Here is an 18566-nt window from a genome sequence, read left to right as displayed (position 1 = left end):
GGCGCCGGGCCCCTGTTCAGGGAGCCCGGCGCCTTCGTCGTGCGATGCGTGCCGCGTCCCTAAATCCCCTGCCAGTCCGGCTTGTGGGCATACGTGTGGCGAAAGTACTCCGCGAGCTTCAACTTGGACGCGGCGGCCTCGTCGACCACGACGGTCGCGTGCTGGTGCAGCTGGAGCGCGGAGGCCGGGCACACGGCCGCCACCGGTCCCTCGACGGTCGCGGCGATCGCGTCCGCCTTGCCCTCGCCGGTCGCCAGCAGCACCAGGTGCCGTGCCTCAAGGATCGTCCCGATGCCCTGTGTGATCACGTGGTGCGGCACCTGTTCGATGTCCCCGTCGAAGAAGCGCGCGTTGTCGATCCGGGTCTGCTCGGTCAGTGTCTTGATCCGCGTCCGCGAGGCCAGTGACGAGCACGGCTCGTTGAACCCTATGTGCCCGTCGGTCCCGATCCCGAGCAACTGCAGATCCACCCCGCCGGCCTCGGCCAGCGCCCTGTCGTACGCTTCGCACGCTCCCGGCACGTCCTCGGCCGTGCCGTCCGGTCCCATGAACGCCTCCATCCCGATCCCGAGCGGCTCGAGCACCTCGCGCCGCAGCACCGAGCGGTAGGACTCCGCGTGCTCGGCCGGCAGCCCCACGTATTCGTCGAGCTGCGCGATCCGCGCCCGCGAGGGGTCCACGGCACCGGCGCGCACCTTCGCCGCCAGCGCCTCGTAAATGGGCAGCGGCGTCGAGCCGGTGGCCACGCCGAGCAGGGCGTCGGGCTTGCGCCGGAGCAGCTGCGCCATGGCCTCGGCGATCAGCTCGCCGCCCGACCTGGCGTCCGGAACGATGACAACTTCCACGCTGGGCCTGCCGATCCTGAAGACATGTGGTGTAGACCAATCTAACAGAATCGGCCCCTCCGGCCGAGATGCTGCCACCAACGTCTGTCCACGTCCCCCTAGGCCGGTGAACCTCCCGTAACGTCCACCCGGCTCCCCGCCACCCAGTGCACCGCGTCCGCGCCCCGTCGCGCCACCGCCATTTCTCTAGCGCCCGCTATACAATCCACCCCATGGTGAGCAGTGAGGACACGAAGGCGCAGGTCAAGCCCGCACCGAAGCCCCGTGGCCGCCCCCGCTCCTTCGACCGCGAGACCGCCCTCGAGAAGGCGCTCCTCGCCTTCTGGCAGCACGGCTACGAGGCCACATCGGTCTCCGACCTCACGCGCGTGATGGACATCGGCGCCCCGAGCCTCTACGCGGCCTTCGGCGGCAAGCGGTCACTGTTCGAGGAGGTCGTCCGGGAGTACGGCACGAAGTACGGCTCCTTCGGCGACCGCGCCCTCGCCGAGGAACCCACCGCCCGCGCCGCCGTCGAGCGCATGCTGCGCGAGGCCGCCGTCGAGTACACCGACCCCGCCCATCCGTACGGCTGCCTCGTCATCCACGCGGCCATCAACTGCACGAACCCCGAGGTCGAGGAGTCCCTGCGTGAGCGGCGCAACGCCAACATCGCCGCGTTCGAGCGCCGTATCAGGGCGGATGTCGACGCCGGGCTGCTCCCCGCCGGTACCGACGCCGCCGCCCTCGCCCGGCACACCGGAGCGATGATCCAAGGCATGTCCCAACAGGCGCGCGACGGCGCGAGCCGCGAGGAGTTGGAGGCACTCGCCGAAATTGCCACTGCCATCTGGCCTCCCACGGGAACCCATACGGGTTAGGCTGCGTGAGAAAGCCCCAACAACAAACAGCCTCCAACGCATGGACACACATGGTGGTCTAGTCCACAATGCGTTAGAGACGGTTGAAGCAGAGACAACCGAACACGAACAGGCTTCCGTCCTCCCCGCACAGGAGGGCGGACCGAGGAACCGGAGCTCTCTGCCCTGACTGCCCCGGCTCCTCATCCTTCGGCCGACCGGGACCGCACACCCCACGGCCGATATTGCTCCGGGCTGCGGTGCCGGGAGGGTTGAGGGTCCCTCTCAGGCGCCGCGGCCCGCGGGTGTTTCTCGGGCCGGTCCGATTTTCAGGCCGGTCCTCCTGCCCGGGTACGCTCGCACACGTGCCCTCCATGAACGAACTGGTCCGCCAGCACACCGCCCTCGACGTCTCCGACCTCGAGTGGCTGCATCTGCTGGTCTCGGAGTGGCAGCTGCTCTCCGACCTCTCCTTCGCCGACCTCGTCCTGTGGGTCCCCACCCGCGACGGCACCCGGTACGTCTCGGTCGCCCAGATGCGCCCCAACACCGGGCCCACCTCCTACCAGGACGACATGGTCGGCCACCTCGTCCCGCGCGGCCGCCGCCCCATGCTGGACGCCGCCCTGGACGAGGGCCGGATCGTGCGTGAGGGCGACCCGGAGTGGCGCGAGGAGGTCCCGGTCCGCGTCGAGTCGATTCCCGTACGACGGGAGGGCCGCGTCCTCGGCGTCATCGCGCGCAACACCAATCTCCTCACCGTGCGCACCCCGAGCCGCCTGGAGCTGACCTACCTCCAAAGCGCCTCGGACCTCGCGCAGATGATCGCGGCCGGCTCCTTCCCGTTCGCGAACCAGCAGGTCGACATGGACGCCTCGCCCCGCGTCGGCGACGGCCTGATCCGCCTCGACGCGGACGGCCTCGTCCAGTACGCCTCGCCGAACGCCCTGTCCGCCTACCACCGCCTCGGCCTCGCCGCCGACCTCGTCGGCCACCACCTCGGCAAGACCACCGCCGAACTCGCCCCGACCCACGGGCCGGTGGACGAGGCGCTCGCCAAGGTGGCGAGTGGCTGGGCGCCGCGGGAGTTCGAGATCGAGTCGCCCGACGGGGTGATCCAGTTCCGCGCGATCCCGCTCAAGCCCAAGGGCACGCGGATCGGTTCACTGGTCCTGCTCCGGGACGTCACCGAACTGCGCCGCCGCGAGCGCGAGTTGATCACCAAGGACGCGACGATCAGGGAGATCCACCACCGCGTCAAGAACAACCTCCAGACGGTGGCGGCGTTGCTCCGGCTCCAGGCCCGGCGCATCGAGTCCGATCGCGGCCGCGAAGCACTGGAGGAGGCGGTACGGCGGGTCGGCTCGATCGCGATCGTGCACGAGACGCTCTCCCAGACCCTGGACGAGCGCGTGGAGTTCGACGAGATCGCCGACCGCGTCCTCGCGATGGTCGCCGAGATCTCCCCGGGCAAGGTCACCGGCCGGCGCACCGGTCGCTTCGGCATCCTGGACGCCGAGGTCGCCACGCCCCTGTCGATGGTCCTGACCGAGATCCTCCAGAACGCCCTGGAGCACGGCTTCCGCGAGGGCGACACCGGCACCGTCGAGGTCTCCGCGGTCCGCGGCGGCACCACGAAGGAGGCCCGTCTCCTGGTCACCGTCCAGGACGACGGCGTCGGCCTGCCCGAGGGCTTCGACCCGCACACCGGGGGCAACCTCGGGCTGCAGATCGTACGGACCCTGGTGGAGGGCGAGTTGGGCGGCACGTTCGACATGGTCCCGACACCGGAAGGCGGCACGCGGGTGATCCTGGACGTCCCGGTGCGGGCGAACAAGTAGCCGACAGCGGCTGCGGACAGCAAAGAGCCCCGGCCCGTTCAGGGGGCCGGGGCAACATGCTCGTTGCCAGCGTTTGCTGCGCATCGGGGGTACTGCGCGCTGCGGCTCGGGGGCGGGAGGATGCGTACTCGCTGTACGCGCCGCCAAGCTCAGGCTGTTTGCGGGGCGGGTGTTGTCAGGCGGAGGCCTGACGGGCCCGGTTGCGGGCGGCGCGGCGCTTCATGGCGCGGCGCTCGTCCTCGCTGAGACCACCCCAGACGCCGGAGTCCTGACCGGACTCGAGCGCCCACTGCAGACACTGATCCATAACGGGGCAGCGACGGCAGACGGCCTTGGCTTCCTCGATCTGCAGCAGCGCAGGACCGGTGTTGCCGATGGGGAAGAAGAGCTCGGGGTCTTCCTCGCGGCAAACGGCGTTGTGACGCCAGTCCATGGCTGCTACCTCTCCTTGGTATTACATGCAGGTTGCTTGTGAATGTGAACGCTTTCACGAATCCCTCAACAAGTGAAGGGCCGACCGCCAGGTTCCCTGGCGTGGGTCCTGTGAATTGAAGAGGGGTTCTGGTGATCAGTGGAGGCCGGTGTTGCGGGCCGTCCCGATCGCCACGTAGAGACTCGCAAACCTCAGCGGCGGATACAACCCCTTCCGGAAAGTTTTTTTTGATTCCTCGGTGTCGACTAGGTCACAGCCGTACTTCCATGGGGTGGATCCTGGCCTAAACGTTCGAGTGAAAGGACTTTAGCCCCTTCTGCTCACACAATCACACGCAGTGCACGGCGTACGCCTGTGAACGTCACGCTCGTACGCAGCCCTAGGTGGTCGCCGTCCATCTGGAGGGGCAGCGGCACCTTCGAATGCAAGGTGAACTCACTCAGGTCGTGCAGGGGTGCGGCGTGCTTGCCATGGGGTCCGCGCTCGGGGGACGAAGTGAGCAACTGGGTGCCATACCGGGCAACCGCGGTCGTCGACAGGCGGCTGAGACCCAATACGTCGAGCCCGGTATCGAACGAGGCCTTAGGTGACGCGTAGATCGGGCGATTGCCCAGAAACGTCCACGGGGAGGTGTTCGAGACTATGGAGAGGACCAGGTCGGTGATCGGCTCCTCGTCCGCCCGCTCCAGGGTGATGGTGCCGTGCCGGCGGTGGGGCTCGCCGAGGAGCTGGCGTATCACCTGACGTACGTAAAGAGCGTGTGTGGACTTCTTGCCGCGCTCGCGGTGCTGCTCGACCCGCCCGACCACGCCGGCGTCGAAGCCCAGGCCCGCGTTGAAGGTGAACCAACGGGCCGGCACGGCCTCGTCCTCCGAGCGGGGTGTACCCGAGGTCAGTCCCAGGCCGACCGTGCGTTCGCGGCCCTCGCGCAGGGCGTCCAGCAGGGCGCCGGTGGCCTCCACGGCGTCGTTGGGCAGCTCCAGAGCACGGGCGAAGACGTTGGTGGAGCCGCCGGGGACCACGGCGAGGCCGGGCAGGCGGTCCGGGTCGGGGCCCGCGTGCAACAGGCCGTTGACGACCTCGTTGACCGTGCCGTCGCCGCCGAGGGCCACGACCAGGTCGACGTCCGCGCTCTCCGCCGCCTGCCGGCCCAGGTCACGCGCGTGGCCGCGGTACTCGGTGGTGACCACCTCGAGCTTCATCTCGCTCGCGAGTGCGTGGATCAGGACGTCGCGCGTACGTGCGCTTGTGGTGGTTGCCGCCGGATTGACCACGAGAAGTGCACGCATGGGTTGCAGCGTACCTACTGGGTGGTACCGGGCACAGGGCGAGGTAGGGATCAAGTAAGACTTCGGTGCGTGAACCTCACCACGGGGGCGTGCACCGCGAGGGCTACCCTGCTGGGGTGAGCAGTGAGAAGACCCCCACGACCCCCGAATCCGCCGGTCCGCGCCCGCGGCGCCTGACGTACGCCGCCGCGCTCGCCGCGCTCGAAGGGCTCGCGCTGGTGATCGGCGGGGTCTGGATCATCGCCCTCGGCCTCATCGGTGACGCGGACGACCGGCAGCAGGCCGTCACCGGCGGTGTGACGCTGATCGTCCTCGCGCTGCTGCCGTTGCTCGCCGCCCGCGGGCTGCTCGGCCGGCGCAGCTGGAGCCGGGGCCCGGCCGTGATCACGCAGATCTTGGCGCTGCCGGTGGCCTACAACCTGCTCCAGGCCGACAGCGTGGCCATTCCGGTCGGTATCGCGCTCGCGCTCGTGGCCGTCACCGCGCTCGTCCTGCTCGTCAATCCCGAGACGACCCGGGCCCTCGGGATCCGGGGGCCCGGCAACGCGCGGGAGTAACCCCCGCCGGGAGTGATCCCGACTGGGACCAACCCTTGTGGGGTTACTCCTCCACCAGCAGCTTCTCCCGCAGCTGTGCCAGTGTCCGGGCCAGCAGCCGCGACACGTGCATCTGCGAGATCCCGACCTCCTGTGCGATCTGCGACTGGGTCATGTTGCCGAAGAAGCGCAGCAGCAGGATCCGCTTCTCGCGCGGGGGCAGGTCCTCGAGGAGTGGCTTGAGGCTCTCGCGGTACTCGACGCCCTCCAGCGCCTCGTCCTCGGCGCCGAGGGTGTCCGCGACCGCCGGGGACTCGTCGTCGGTGTCGGGGACGTCCAGGGACAGCGTGGAGTACGCGTTGGCGGACTCCAGGCCCTCCAGGACCTCCTCCTCCGAGATGGCCAGCTTCTCGGCCAGCTCGTGCACCGTGGGGGAGCGGCCGTGCAGCTGCGACAGCTCGGCCGTGGCCGTCGTCAGGGCCAGACGCAGCTCCTGGAGCCTGCGCGGTACGCGTACCGCCCAGCCCTTGTCGCGGAAGTGCCGCTTGATCTCGCCGACGACCGTCGGGGTCGCGTATGTCGAGAACTCCACCCCGCGGTCCGGGTCGAAGCGGTCGACCGACTTGATCAGGCCGATGGTGGCGACCTGGGTGAGGTCGTCCAGCGGCTCGCCGCGGTTGCGGAAGCGGCGCGCGAGGTGCTCGACGAGCGGCAGGTGCATGCGGACCAGCTGGTTGCGCAGCTCCGCGTACTCGGGGCTGCCGTCCTTCAGGGCGCGCAGTTCGAGGAACATCGCGCGCGCCCCGCTGCGGTCCTGAGGGTCGTGCTGCGTGGCCTGCACGCTCCGCGCTGCCGTCTCGTTGTCTCGCTCGTGCTCGCTCATCGTCCCGCCCGTAGCCCTTCCCCGAGCCTTCGTCTGGGCTCGGACAGGGGACACCCCGATCCGTCCGTCCAGAGGCGCGCTCTGCACGGCACCCTCCCGATCACCCTGGCCGCCGTCCGGGAAGCCGGTCTCCGTGGAGTCGTCCACCGGGTGCGGCCTGGCCTGCTCGGGGATGCCGTCGATGCCGTCCGTCATGCGTCGGGACGTGCTCGGACCGCCCGTGCCTTCGGCGGCCGGCAGCTCCCGTGTGCCGCGCTCTTCGTCCCGCACCGGCCCGTCCCCGTTCCTCACGCCGGCCCGGGTCCCGCGCCGCGCTGTTTGTAGAGGCTGATCGAAACGGTCTTGTCCTTGTCGACGGCCGACGAGACCTTGCCCGCGAGGGCCGACAGCACGGTCCAGGCGAAGGTGTCCCGCGAAGGGGCGTGACCGTCCGTGGTCGGCGCCGAGACGGTGACCTCCAGCGAGTCGTCGACGAGCCGGAAGACACAGCTGAGCACCGAGCCGGGCACGGCCTGCTGGAGCAGGATCGCGCAGGCCTCGTCGACCGCGATGCGCAGGTCCTCGATCTCGTCGAGGGTGAAGTCCAAACGCGCCGCGAGGCCGGCCGTGGCCGTACGCAGCACCGACAGGTAGGCACCCGCGGCCGGCAGCCGGACTTCCACGAAGTCCTGGGTCGCGGGCTCGCCTGCGATCTGGGACACCCTCACCTCCAAGGTGGTACAAGCTTTACGGGGCCGAGGGTCGCCCCTCGGGGTAACGCGACACGTGGTTCAGCGGTGACGCTATCGCGCTCTGAACTTTCCTGTCCCCAGGACCCCAACCCCTTGCTGTCACTCATAGTAAACACACGGATACGCTCCGTGGCTAGGGGGTTTGCGTGCCCAATTGGGAAGAGGGCGCGCCGGGTTGACGTACCCAGGCCTCAGACGGTCGAACCGTCCGGAACCCGAGCCGTCCTGGGCCTCCCAGGATCACACAAGTACGTGGTCGACGAAGCACCAGCGCCAGTTCTCGCCGGGCTCGAAGGTCCGCATCAACGGGTGACCGGAGTCCTTGAAGTGCTCGGTGGCGTGCCGGTGCGGCGAGGTGTCGCAGCAGCCGACGTGGCCGCACAGGAGGCACAGCCGCAGTTGTACCGGGTGCGTGCCGGTCGCCAGGCACTCCAGGCAGGTCTCGCTGAGCGGTTCGGGTTCGGGGGGCGGCAGCGCGTCGGCATGCGTGCACTGTTTCATGATTGCCAGATTACGACGGCTGTGCGGATAATCCGCGCGGATGAGCGAGGGTGGGCGAGGATCATGGGCGTGATGCCACTGCTGCTGTTGGTGGCGGGCAGCGCCGCGATCGCGGCGGCCGCCCGGCGGACGCCCGTGCCGGCACCGCTGCTGCTGGTCGCCGCGGGACTCGTGATCTCGTACGTCCCCGGAGTCCCGGAGTACACCCTCGACCCGCACGTGGTCCTGCCGCTGCTCCTGCCCCCGCTGCTGCATACGGCGGCCACCGACAGCTCGTACCTCGATCTGCGCGCGCAACTGCGGCCCGTGGCCCTGCTGTCGGTGGGATACGTGCTCTTCGCCACCTTCGCCGTGGGCTGGGCCGCCTACCTGATCGTGCCGGACCTGCCGCTGACCGCGGCGCTGGTGCTGGGGGCGGTGGTGGCGCCGCCGGACGCGGTCGCGGCGACGGCGGTCGCGCGCCGGGTGGGGCTGCCGTCCCGGATCACCACGATTTTGCAGGGCGAGTCCCTGGTGAACGACGCCACCGCGATCACCGCCTACCGGGTGGCCCTGGCGGCGGCGGTCGGCGAGGGCGCCACCTGGGCCGGCGGAATCGGCGAGTTCCTGGTCGCGGCGATCGGCGGCGTCGGGTTCGGGCTGGTCCTCATGGTGCCGATCCACTGGTTGCGCACCCACCTGAGGGAGGCGCTGCTGCAGAACACGCTCTCCCTGCTGATCCCGTTCGTCGCGTACGCGGCCGCCGAGCAGGTGCATGCCTCCGGTGTCCTCGCGGTCGTGACCGTCGCGCTCTACCTCGGGCACCGCGCGTGGCAGGTCGATTTCGCGACCCGCCTCCAGGAGGAGGCCGTGTGGAAGATGGTCGCGTTCGTCCTGGAGTCGGCGGTGTTCGCCCTGATCGGACTGCAACTGCCCGTGATCATCAAGGGCCTGGGGGAGTACGAGGGCGGCCGCGCCGCCTGGTACGCGGTGGCCGTCTTCCTCGTCGTGGTCGCGTCCCGGTTCGCGTGGGTGTATCCGGCGATCTTCCTGCCCCGGCTGTCGAAGCGGATCCGGGAGCGCGAGGACAACCCGACCTGGAAGGGGCCGTTCGTCATCGCCTGGGCCGGGATGCGGGGTGTGGTCTCCCTCGCCATCGCCTTCTCGATCCCGCTGACCATGCACGGCGGCGAACCCTTCCCCGAGCGCAACCTGATCCTCTTCCTGACCTTCACCACGGTCATCGGGACGCTGGTTCTCCAGGGCCTGAGCCTGCCCCCGCTGATCCGCCTGCTGAAGCTGCCCGGCCGGGACACGCAGGCCGAGACGCTCGCGGAGGCCAACGCCCAGGCGCAGGCCTCCCGGGCCGCCGAGCGGCACCTGGACGAACTCCTCTCCGGCGAGCGCAACGCCCTCCCGCCACCGCTGGCCGACCGCCTGCGCGCGGTCCTGGAACGCCGCCGCAACGCCGTCTGGGAGCGCCTCGGCCAGGTCAACGCCCTCACCGGCGAGACCGCCGACGACACCTACCGGCGCCTGTCCCGGGAGATGATCGGAGTCGAGCGCGCGGTGTTCGTGAAGCTGCGCGACGGCCGCTACATCGACGACGAGATGCTGCGGACGCTGCTGCGCAGGCTGGACCTGGAGGAGGCGGCGGCCTACCGGGAGGCGGCGTAGGCGCCTGGTGCGTCTCAGGGGAAGGGGCGGCCGGTGACGACGGCCGCGATCGTCGTCCCGCGCGCGAAGGCGCCCTCTTGTGCCAGGGTCACCAGCGCGTACAGCAACTTGGCGACATAGAGACGCTCGACGGGCAGTGCGTGGCGGTCCTCGAAGTCCTCGGCGAAGGCGTCCAGTGCGGGGGTGGTGCGGGCGTAGCCGCCGAAGTGGAAACGGTCGTCGAGGTGCCAGGTGCCTCGGGGGCCGCCGAAGGCCTGTTGCTGCAGGGCCTGTATGTCGGCGGTGAGGAAACCGCCCTTGAGGACGGGGACGCCCACCGCACGCTGGTCGGGGGCCAGCCCGGCGGCCAGGCCCGCGAGGGTGCCACCGGTGCCGCAGGCGAGCGCGACGACGTCGGCCCGCCCGCGCAGCTCCTCGCCGAGCGCGTGGCATCCCCGGACGGCCTCGGCGTTGCTGCCGCCCTCCGGGACGACGTACGCGCCCTCGGCGTCCGCCGCGCGCAGGACGGCCGCCAGGGTCTCCGGTTCGGTTTTGTGGCGGTACGTCGACCTGTCGACGAAGTGCAGCCGCATGCCGTCGGCCGTGCACCTGGCCAGCGACGGGTTCAGCGGGCGGTCGGCCAGTTCCTGGCCGCGGACCACACCGACGGTGGGCAGACCGAGCAGGCGGCCCGCGGCGGCCGTGGCGCGCAGGTGGTTGGAGTACGCGCCGCCGAAGGTGACGACGGTACGGCCGGCCGCGGCGGTGAGGTTCGGCGCGAGCTTGCGGTACTTGTTGCCGATCAGCTGCGGGTGGATGAGGTCGTCCCGCTTGAGGAGGAGACGGGTGCCGTGGTGAGTGAACCGGGGGTCCTCGATCTCCTGCAGGGGGGAGGGGAGACGGGGGTGGAGGGTGTCGAGGCTGGTCACGGGTTCATTGTCACCACTGGTCGGTCGCGTGTGCCATTACTGCAAGCGCTCCCGGATCCGCTGCCGCATCGACGTCATCGTGAAGCCCCGCGGGTCCACCTTCCCCGGCTGCCACTCCAGGTGGCCGATGACCGACCGCTCCGTCCACCCGTGGTGGCGGCAGATCGCGGCGGCCGCCTTCTCGATCGCCTCCAGCTGGGCCGCGGGCCAGGGGTCCTTGCCGTCGCCGAGGTTCTCGCACTCGAAGCCGTAGAAGTGCCGGTTGCCGTCGGTGTTGGCCTCGTTGTCGCGCGGCAGCGCCTTCTCGGCGATCACCGCGCGCAGCACGTCGTCGTCGCCGAGGCCGGCGTGGTTGGCGCGGCCGTAGCCGACGAGATGGACCCTGCCGTCCTTGGTGATGACGCCGTGGCACAGCGGCCCCGGCAGGTCCGCGTAGCCGTCCCGGCAGAGTTCCACCGTCCGCTTGCTGCCCTTGGTCACCGTGTGGTGGATCATCACGCCGTGGACCGGCCCCCAGGGGCCCTTGTGGTTGCGGTTGTGGTGCTCCCAGTCGCCGACCTCGACGACGGTGAGTCCTTCCGCTTTCAGCCCGGCCAGGAATTTGCCCGCGGACATGGGTGAGGCCATGATCGCCTCCTTCGTGCTGCGCGTCGGCCGCGGTGCGCGGCCGTCTGGTACCGCTGCTTGTACCGGAACCGCACGCTCCGGACTACTCGTTCGCACGGCGTGCGAGCCGATCCGGACAACTTCCGTCCGGTGGACAGGATTCCCATATGTGCCCAGCCGACGGTGATCCATTCCCGCTCTTTCGTGTAATGGCACCAGCACACTTCGTGCTGGAAGGCTTGTCCGTGCAGATCGATGCCCGGCGCAGATCGGTGCCGGTGCATGACCGGGAGGGCATTCCTTATGTCGGTAGGCGAAGAGGTCCGCACCGAACAGGACAGGCCGCAGCAGAGCCTCGGCACGGCGGCCGCGCGGAACCTGGCCACCACCACCAAGTCCGCACCTCAGATGCAGGAGATCAGCTCCCGCTGGCTGCTGCGCATGCTTCCCTGGGTGAACGTGCAGGGCGGCACGTACCGGGTGAACCGGCGGCTGACCTACGCCGTCGGGGACGGCCGGGTCACGTTCGTGAAGACAGGCGACCGCGTCGAAGTGATCCCGGGCGAACTGCGCGAACTGCCCGCGCTGCGGTCGTACGAGGACGAGGACGTGCTCACCGAGCTCGCCCGGCGCTGCGAGCAACGGGAGTTCGCCGCGGGGGACGTGGTCGCCTCCTTCGGCAGTCCGACCGACGAGGTGTACCTGCTGGCACACGGCAGGGTGGAGAGGTTCGGCACGGGCCCGTACGGGGAGGACGAATCCCTCGGAGTCCTCGCCGACGGGGCGTACCTCGGTGACCAGGCGCTGCTCGACTCCGACGCCATCTGGGAGTACACGGCCCGCGCGGTCACCGCCTGCACGGTCCTCGTGCTGCCCCGCCAGGACGTGGAGCAGGTCGCGGAGCGTTCCGAGTCCCTGGGCGAGCACCTCCAGGCGCAGCGCTCGATCCCCTCGCAGCGCACCAACAAGTACGGCGAGAAGGAGATCGACCTCGCGGCGGGCCACGACGGCGAGCCGGACATCCCGCACACCTTCGTCGACTACGAGGCCAGGCCCCGCGAGTACGAACTGAGCATCGCCCAGACCGTGCTGCGCATCCACTCGCGTGTGGCCGACCTCTACAACCAGCCCATGAACCAGACCGAGCAGCAGCTCCGGCTGACGGTCGAGGCGTTGAAGGAACGCCAGGAGCACGAGCTCATCAACAACCGCGAGTTCGGGCTGCTGCACAACTGCGAGTACGACCAGCGGCTGCAGCCGCACGACGGCGTGCCCAGCCCCGACGACCTGGACGAGCTGCTCAGCAGGCGGCGCGGGACGAAGCTGCTGCTCGCCCACCCGCGCGCGATCTCCGCGATCGGCCGTGAGCTCAACAGGCGCGGACTCGTCCCCGAGACCATCGACGTGGCCGGCAACCGGATTCCCACGTGGCGGGGAGTGCCGATCTACCCCTGCAACAAGATCCCGGTCACCGAGGCCCGTACGTCCTCGATCATCGCCATGCGTACCGGCGAGGCCGAGCAGGGCGTCATCGGCCTGCAGCAGGCCGGCATCCCGGACGAGATCGAGCCGAGCCTGTCCGTGCGCTTCATGGGCATCAATGAGCAGGCGATCATCAAATACCTGGTGACGGCCTACTACTCGGCGGCGGTTCTCGTGCCGGACGCGCTCGGTGTCCTGGAGAACGTCGAGATCGGCCGCTGGGGGTGATGTTTCCGCACCTGGAAGCCGTGTCCCCGGCCCGCGGGGCGGGTACACCCCGGTCGTATGTGCCCAGCCACAGCGGAAGCGCCACCGTCCGCGGACTCTCCGAGGGGGACCCCATGGCCGAGTTCATGACGGAGACGAAGCAGAGCTCCACAGGGAAGCGATCGCTCGACGGGCACGAGGCGGCGGTGATCCTGGAGGGGGCCCGGGCGTCGGTCGACCCCGAGCTGCGCTCCGCCCTGGAGTCGCTGCCCGGCTCCATGCGCCGTATCGCGCTCTACCACTTCGGCTGGGAGCATGCGGACGGCACACCCGCGACCGGCAACGCGGGCAAGGCGATCCGCCCGGCGCTCGTCCTCACCGCGGCCGCCGCGCTCGGCGGACAGCGGGCGCGGGCGGCGGCCGTACGGGCGGCCGCGGCGGTGGAACTGGTCCACAACTTCACGCTGCTGCACGACGACGTGATGGACCGCGACACCACCCGGCGGCACCGGCCCACCGCGTGGACCGTGTTCGGCGACGCGGACGCGATCCTCGCCGGGGACGCCCTCCAGGCGCTGGCCCTGCGGCTGCTCGCCGAGGACCCGCACCCGGCGTCCTCGCGGGCCGCCGCCCGGCTCGCGGCCTGCGTCGTCGAGCTGTGCGCCGGCCAGCACGCGGACACGGCCATGGAGCTGTGCCGCCCGGACGAGGTCACCCTCGACGAGGCCCTGGCCATGGCCGAGGCCAAGACGGGCGCGCTGCTCGGGTGCGCCTGCGCCCTCGGCGCGCTGTACGCGGGAGCGCCGGAGGAGGACGTCGAGGCCCTGGACGCGTTCGGCCGTGAGGCCGGGCTCGCCTTCCAGCTCATCGACGACGTGATCGGCATATGGGGCGACCCGCGCAGCACCGGCAAGCCGGCCGGCGCGGACCTCGCCGCCCGCAAGAAGTCGCTGCCGGTGGTCGCCGCGCTCGCCTCCGGTACACCGGCCGCCTCCGAACTGGCCGAGCTGTACGGGGTTCCGTACGAGCAGGGGGGCGCGGAGGACCTCGCGCGCACGGCGCTGGCCGTGGAGCAGGCGGGCGGACGCGACTGGGCGCAGGTCCAGGCGGCCGACCGGATGGCCCGCGCCATGCAGGAACTGACCCGCGCGGTGTCCGACCCGGAAGCCGCGGGCGGATTGCTCGCGCTGGCCGAGTTCGTGACCCGGCGCAGCAGCTGACCGGCGTCCAGCAGGGGGGAGGACGTCAAGACGCCGGAGCCACGGCAAGCGTGCGGCTCCTGACCCCGCACGCCCACCGCGGACTCCGGTCGGCGGGCCCCGCACATCCCCACGGTGTGCGGGGCCCGCCCGTTTCCACGCCATCCTCTGTAGGCTCAACCCCCGTACAGCCAACGACGGTTGAGGCGAAGGGGCGGGACATGGGCGTGGCGATCCGGACGGCCGACGAGGGGGACCGCGAGCTGGTCGTCCGGCTTCTGGACGAGGCCTTCCAGGACGATCCGGTCAGCCGCTGGGTGTTCCCCGGTGACGAGTACCGCCGTACCACCCACCCCAGGCTGATGGCCGCGTTCACCGACATCGTGCTCGCCCACGGGCGGGTCGATGTCACCGAGGACGGCACGGCGTGCGCGCTGTGGCTGTCCGTGCCCGCGGACGACCACGGAGGCGACGCCGACGACGAGGGCCCGGCCCAGGTGCGCGCGGCCGTCGACCCGGACAACGAGCGCGTCGAACTGATCGGCCGGCTGACCGCGGGCATCCACCCCTCGGGCCGCGACCATGCCTACCTGTGGATGATCGCGGTGGCCCCCGAGCGCCAGGGCGAGGGCCTCGGCACCGCGCTCATCGCCTCGGTCCTCGACCGCTGCGACCGCGACGGAGTGCCGGCCTACCTGGAAGCCAGCAACGCCCGCAGCCGGAAGCTCTACGAGCGCCTCGGCTTCGAGCTCGCCGGCCAGCCCCTCGATCTGCCGGACGGCGGCCCGCAGATGTGGCCGATGTGGCGCGAACCCCGGGCCTGAACTACGCCTCGGGCACCACCGCCTCCACGATCCGCTCCACCAACCCCTCCGGCACGCTCACTCCGGGCAGTACGCCCTCCAGGACGCGCGGCAGCGTCAGGTGCTCCAGGAGCAGCCCCAGCATGGCGAGATAGAGCACGGCGACGGTCTCGTCGCCGCCGGGCAGCCCGGCTGCCCGGTGGAACTCCATGCCCTCCTCCAGATCGGCACGCACCGACTTGGTGAAGGAGGCGCGCAGTTCGGGCCGCCGGTTGGCCTCCAGGCGCATCTCCAGCAGGGCCAGATAGCCCGTGCGGTCGCGGGTCGCGCGGGCCATCAGGTCGTGCATGAAGGCGGCGACCAGGGAGCGGTCCTTCGGCCGCGTCATCAGATCGGCGATCACCTCGGGGTCGGGCGCCAGCCGCTCGTGCAGCCGGGCGTCGATCTGCCGCAGCAGGTCGTCGCGCCCGGTGAAGTAGTTGGAGGCGGTGCCCACGGGCACCCCGGCCTCGGCGTCCACCGCGCGGAACGTCAGCCCGCGCGCCCCCTCGCGGGCTAGCACCTCGACCCCGGCGTCGACGAGCGCGGCCCGGCGCTCAGGGTTGCTGACCATGCGGAGTCCTCTCTCCCACTTTCCCCGGTCTCCGGATATTCCCTTGCGACCACTACAAGTGAAGTACTACAACTGGAGTCGTTGCAGCGACAGCCTATGAAAAGAGACTGGCTTGCGAAAGCTCACCTACTTCATCGCCTGCTCGATCGACGGGTTCATCGGGGACCCGGACGGCGACGCCTCGGCCATGCTCGCCTTCGTCGACGAGGAGTACTCCACGATCATCAGGGCGGAGTACCCGGAGACCATGCCGACCCATGGCCGCCGGGCCTTCGGGTTCGACGACGTGCCGAACAAGCGGTTCGACACGATCATCCAGGGCAGGGCCAGCTACGACGTGGCCCTGAAGGAGGGCATCACCAGCCCCTACGCCCACCTGCGCGAATATGTCGCGTCCCGCACCCTGCGCAAGTCGCCGGACCCGAATGTCGAGATCATCGCCGACGACCTGGTCGGCAAGGTCCGCGAACTGAAGGCCGAGGACAGCGAGTTCGGTATCTACCTGTGCGGCGGTTCCGTGCTCGCGGGCGAGCTGATCGGCGAGATCGACGAGCTCGTCATCAAGACCTATCCGATCGTGTACGGCACCGGCATGCCGATGTTCGGCTCCGGCTTCGCGGTCACGGAGTTCACCCTGGAGTCGGTGCGCGGCTTCGCCAACGGCGCCGTGGTTCGTACGTACAGCAGGAAGCGCTGAGCCGCGCCCAGGCCTACCCTGAGGACATGGACAGCGACAGGTACGTCTGTCCCGTCTGCGGACAGCCCGTCGACACGGTCGTCCGGCGTCACAAGACGCTGGGCGCGTGGGTCCCGGTGTGGGTTCCCGGCCCGTGCCGCGACCCGGAGTGCGAGGCCTACGCCGAGCAAGGCGCGGAAGGCGCCGAAACCGGCGCGGCCGACGACAAGCCCGGCGCTCCCGCCGCGAGGAGCACCGGCACGACCGCCGCGAAGAAGCCCTGAGCCGCGAAAAAATATCCCGAGCCGACTTGTCGAGAACCCCCGACCGGCTCCGACGTCCCCTGTGAGAGCCGCCCACCGCGGGCGGTCCGGCCGAAGACGCCGAAGACGCGAAGGAGCGGACTCATGAAGTACTTGGTCATGGTGCAGGGCACGCAGGCGGACTACGAGGCGATGCGCGGCAAGGCATCCCCGGGCTCCCCGGCGTGGAGCGAGCAGGAGATCCAGGCGATGTACGCCTACATGAGCGCGATCAACGACGACCTGTCGGAGACCGGCGAGATGATCGACGGGCAGGGCCTGGCCGAGCCGGCGCAGACCCGCACCGTCACGCTCGGCGACGACGGCAAGGCGGTCATCACCGACGGGCCGTACAGCGAGACCAAGGAGCTGTTGGCGGGCTACTGGCTGCTGGAGTGCGAGAGCCTGGAGCGGGTCACCGAGATCGCCGACCGCATTACCCGCTGCCCCCAGCCGGAAGGCGCCCCCAACTCCCCGGTGGTGATCCGGCCCGTCATGGACGGCACCGGGGACGTCTGAGGAGACCGTGAGAGGCACGACCGGGGTCGAGGACCTGCTGCGCCGGCACGCTCCCGCCCGCCGCCCGACCACCACCCCGCAACGACGCGCTTCGCGCGGCCTCATCCCTCTGGTCCTCGGCGCGCTGGTGAGGCGGTACGGCCACTTCGACGCCGCCGAGGACGCCGTACAGGAGGCGCTGCTCGCGGCGGCCGGACAGTGGCCCTCGGCAGGCGTGCCGGACAACCCGCGCGGGTGGCTCATCAAGGTGGCCTCGCGGCGGCTGACCGACGCCCTGCGGGCGGAGGAGGCGCGGCGGGCGCGGGAGGAACGGGTGGCGGCGCTGACCCCGCGCGACGCGTTCGTCACCACGGACCGGGCGCCCCGCGAGGACGACACGCTCTCGCTGTTCGTCCTGTGCTGCCATCCGGACCTGACCCCGCCCGCGCAGACCGCGCTCACCCCGCGCGCGGTCGGCGGTCTGACCACGGCGGAGATCGCCCGGGCGTACCTCGTCCCCGAGACCACCATGGCGATGGGGGTGCCCCGGTTCGAGCGAAGCCGAGAGCTGGGGGAGGATCAGCCGGGCCAAGCAGAAGGTGCGGGGCGTGCGCTTCGGGCGGCCGGACAACTGGGCCGCGCGCCTGCCCGCCGTACTGCAGACCCTCTACCTGATCTTCAACGAGGGGTACACGGCGACCTCGGGCCCGAGCCTCCAGCGGCGCGATCTGGCCCGGGAGGCGATACGGCTGACCCGTGAGGTGCACCGGCTGCTCCCCGACGACGGCGAGGTGGCCGGCCTGCTGGCCCTGATGCTGCTCACCGACGCCCGCCGCGACGCGCGCACCGGACCGCACGGCGAGCTGATCCCGCTCGACGAACAGGACCGCGGCCGCTGGGACAAGGCGGCGATCGAGGAGGGCGTCGCGCTGGTCACCCGGGCGCTGAGCCGGGGACCCGCGGGTCCCTACCAGGTGCGGGCCGCCATCGCAGCCGTACACGACGAGGCGCCGTCCACGGACGCCACCGACTGGCGGGAGGTCCTCGGCCTGTACGACGTCCTCGTCCGCCTCGTTTGCCTCGTTTGCTTTGTCCCCGGGCCCGTCGAACGCCTCGGCCGCGCGGTCGCGGTCGCCATGGTCCACGGCCCGCGGGCCGGTCTCGGCGAACTGGACGCCATGGAGGGGAAGCTGAGCGAGGGTCACCGGCTGGACGCGGTCCGGGGCCATCTCCTGGAGCGCGCGGGCTCGTACGACGAAGCCCGCGCCGCCTACGAATCGGCGGCCGCCAGGACCCTGAGCCTGCCGGAGCGGCGGTACTTGCAGGGGCGGGCGGCGCGCCTGGGGGACTAACGTGCACCCATGCGGGAGGGAGCACGGGCATGACGGAGGAAGGACCGCGTCTCCGGGTGCGGCGGTGGGTCGTGGCGGTGTGGGCGGTCGCCGTGGCCGTCGGGGGCGGGTTCACGTTGCTGCTGCGGGAGTCGGCGGAGCCGCCGACGCCGTACGGCCGCCAGGAGGCCACTCCGACGCCTTCGCTTCCGGAGGGGTGGGAGAGCATGTGCCCGAGCCCCACGCCCGACGAGGACGGTTCGACGGCCGTTCTCTGCCTCTTCAGGACCCGCTAGTGTGATGCGCCAGAAATCCTGAGGGTTAGTAAGTAGCCTGTTGGTATGTCACATCCGGGTCCCTCTGCTGTGGAGATCACGCTGTCCGAGG

20 protein-coding genes and 1 pseudogene are annotated in these 18566 nt (G+C 70.6%); 12 read left to right on the top strand and 9 right to left on the bottom strand.

Translation table 11 applies throughout. The features are described 5' to 3' along the window. Window positions 1-59: 59 nt before the first annotated feature. Window positions 60-845, bottom strand: a complete 786-nt coding sequence (nagB, locus tag ABT063_RS10075; protein WP_351056739.1) for a glucosamine-6-phosphate deaminase — start codon at window positions 843-845, stop codon at window positions 60-62. 212 nt (window positions 846-1057) lie between these two features. Here nagB and ABT063_RS10070 point away from each other — a divergent pair, with 212 nt between their 5' ends. Both ABT063_RS10070 and ABT063_RS10065 read left to right on the top strand, forming a co-directional pair. Continuing rightward, a complete protein-coding gene (locus ABT063_RS10070; protein ID WP_351056738.1) occupies window positions 1058-1705 on the top strand; it encodes a TetR/AcrR family transcriptional regulator in 648 nt (215 codons plus the stop codon). A 353-nt stretch (window positions 1706-2058) separates the two neighbouring features. Further along, entirely contained in the window at window positions 2059-3525 is a 1467-nt protein-coding gene (locus ABT063_RS10065) for a sensor histidine kinase (RefSeq protein WP_351057038.1), read from the top strand. Between the two features lie 175 nt (window positions 3526-3700). Here ABT063_RS10065 and ABT063_RS10060 read toward each other — a convergent pair whose 3' ends face one another. Both ABT063_RS10060 and ABT063_RS10055 read right to left on the bottom strand, forming a co-directional pair. Next, window positions 3701-3958: a WhiB family transcriptional regulator gene (locus ABT063_RS10060; protein ID WP_006142322.1), complete on the bottom strand. Its 258-nt coding sequence runs from the start codon at window positions 3956-3958 to the stop codon at window positions 3701-3703. Window positions 3959-4278: 320 nt separating this feature from the next. Then, window positions 4279-5247, bottom strand: a complete 969-nt coding sequence (locus tag ABT063_RS10055; protein ID WP_351056737.1) for a diacylglycerol/lipid kinase family protein — start codon at window positions 5245-5247, stop codon at window positions 4279-4281. A gap of 116 nt (window positions 5248-5363) precedes the next feature. Between ABT063_RS10055 and ABT063_RS10050 the strand changes: the two genes are divergently transcribed. Then, window positions 5364-5804: a hypothetical protein gene (locus tag ABT063_RS10050; protein WP_351056736.1), complete on the top strand. Its 441-nt coding sequence runs from the start codon at window positions 5364-5366 to the stop codon at window positions 5802-5804. A 43-nt stretch (window positions 5805-5847) separates the two neighbouring features. Here ABT063_RS10050 and ABT063_RS10045 read toward each other — a convergent pair whose 3' ends face one another. The 3 genes from ABT063_RS10045 to ABT063_RS10035 form a co-directional block, all read right to left on the bottom strand. Continuing rightward, the gene (locus ABT063_RS10045) at window positions 5848-6936 is read right to left on the bottom strand and encodes an RNA polymerase sigma factor SigF (RefSeq protein WP_502990790.1); all 1089 of its coding nucleotides are present in this window, start codon (window positions 6934-6936) and stop codon (window positions 5848-5850) included. Between the two features lie 17 nt (window positions 6937-6953). Beyond that, window positions 6954-7367 (bottom strand): ATP-binding protein, encoded by a 414-nt coding sequence (locus tag ABT063_RS10040; protein WP_003992877.1) that lies wholly within the window; start codon window positions 7365-7367, stop codon window positions 6954-6956. Between the two features lie 270 nt (window positions 7368-7637). Then, window positions 7638-7898, bottom strand: coding sequence for a UBP-type zinc finger domain-containing protein (locus ABT063_RS10035; RefSeq protein WP_351056734.1), 261 nt, complete (start codon window positions 7896-7898; stop codon window positions 7638-7640). A 63-nt stretch (window positions 7899-7961) separates the two neighbouring features. Between ABT063_RS10035 and ABT063_RS10030 the strand changes: the two genes are divergently transcribed. After that, the gene (locus tag ABT063_RS10030; RefSeq protein ID WP_351056733.1) at window positions 7962-9554 is read left to right on the top strand and encodes a Na+/H+ antiporter; all 1593 of its coding nucleotides are present in this window, start codon (window positions 7962-7964) and stop codon (window positions 9552-9554) included. A gap of 14 nt (window positions 9555-9568) precedes the next feature. On the opposite strand, the gene ABT063_RS10025 is transcribed toward ABT063_RS10030, so the two are convergent. Both ABT063_RS10025 and ABT063_RS10020 read right to left on the bottom strand, forming a co-directional pair. Then, window positions 9569-10462 (bottom strand): 1-aminocyclopropane-1-carboxylate deaminase/D-cysteine desulfhydrase, encoded by an 894-nt coding sequence (locus tag ABT063_RS10025; RefSeq protein ID WP_351056732.1) that lies wholly within the window; start codon window positions 10460-10462, stop codon window positions 9569-9571. Window positions 10463-10498: 36 nt separating this feature from the next. Further along, window positions 10499-11089, bottom strand: a complete 591-nt coding sequence (locus ABT063_RS10020; protein WP_351056731.1) for an N-acetylmuramoyl-L-alanine amidase — start codon at window positions 11087-11089, stop codon at window positions 10499-10501. A gap of 282 nt (window positions 11090-11371) precedes the next feature. Here ABT063_RS10020 and ABT063_RS10015 point away from each other — a divergent pair, with 282 nt between their 5' ends. From ABT063_RS10015 to ABT063_RS10005, 3 genes are all read left to right on the top strand, one after another. Next, entirely contained in the window at window positions 11372-12778 is a 1407-nt protein-coding gene (locus ABT063_RS10015) for a family 2B encapsulin nanocompartment shell protein (protein ID WP_351056730.1), read from the top strand. A 113-nt stretch (window positions 12779-12891) separates the two neighbouring features. Continuing rightward, window positions 12892-13977, top strand: coding sequence for a family 2 encapsulin nanocompartment cargo protein polyprenyl transferase (locus ABT063_RS10010; RefSeq protein ID WP_351056728.1), 1086 nt, complete (start codon window positions 12892-12894; stop codon window positions 13975-13977). A 200-nt stretch (window positions 13978-14177) separates the two neighbouring features. Next, window positions 14178-14780, top strand: a complete 603-nt coding sequence (locus ABT063_RS10005) for a GNAT family N-acetyltransferase (protein ID WP_351056727.1) — start codon at window positions 14178-14180, stop codon at window positions 14778-14780. A 1-nt stretch (window position 14781) separates the two neighbouring features. Here the strand turns inward: ABT063_RS10005 and ABT063_RS10000 are convergent, their stop codons facing one another. Continuing rightward, window positions 14782-15372, bottom strand: a complete 591-nt coding sequence (locus ABT063_RS10000; RefSeq protein WP_351056726.1) for a TetR/AcrR family transcriptional regulator — start codon at window positions 15370-15372, stop codon at window positions 14782-14784. A gap of 112 nt (window positions 15373-15484) precedes the next feature. On the opposite strand from ABT063_RS10000, the gene ABT063_RS09995 reads away from it, so the two are divergent. The 5 genes and pseudogenes from ABT063_RS09995 (at window position 15485) to ABT063_RS09975 (ending at window position 18475) form a co-directional block, all read left to right on the top strand. Next, entirely contained in the window at window positions 15485-16069 is a 585-nt protein-coding gene (locus ABT063_RS09995; RefSeq protein WP_351056725.1) for a dihydrofolate reductase family protein, read from the top strand. Window positions 16070-16095: 26 nt separating this feature from the next. Next, window positions 16096-16332 (top strand): hypothetical protein, encoded by a 237-nt coding sequence (locus ABT063_RS09990; RefSeq protein ID WP_351056724.1) that lies wholly within the window; start codon window positions 16096-16098, stop codon window positions 16330-16332. A gap of 123 nt (window positions 16333-16455) precedes the next feature. Continuing rightward, window positions 16456-16869 carry a YciI family protein gene (locus tag ABT063_RS09985; RefSeq protein WP_351056723.1) on the top strand — a complete coding sequence of 138 codons (414 nt, stop codon included), beginning with the start codon at window positions 16456-16458 and terminating at the stop codon, window positions 16867-16869. 7 nt (window positions 16870-16876) lie between these two features. Continuing rightward, window positions 16877-18200 (top strand): annotated as a pseudogene (locus ABT063_RS09980) (RNA polymerase sigma factor). A gap of 29 nt (window positions 18201-18229) precedes the next feature. Continuing rightward, window positions 18230-18475 carry a hypothetical protein gene (locus ABT063_RS09975; RefSeq protein ID WP_351056722.1) on the top strand — a complete coding sequence of 82 codons (246 nt, stop codon included), beginning with the start codon at window positions 18230-18232 and terminating at the stop codon, window positions 18473-18475. The last annotated feature ends 91 nt before the right edge of the window (window positions 18476-18566 follow it).

This window comes from Streptomyces sp. NPDC002838, assembly GCF_040295365.1.
In the GTDB taxonomy this organism is placed as follows: domain Bacteria; phylum Actinomycetota; class Actinomycetes; order Streptomycetales; family Streptomycetaceae; genus Streptomyces.
The sequence above is the reverse complement of the archived record's forward strand: the minus strand, read 5'-3'. Positions and strand labels throughout refer to the sequence as shown.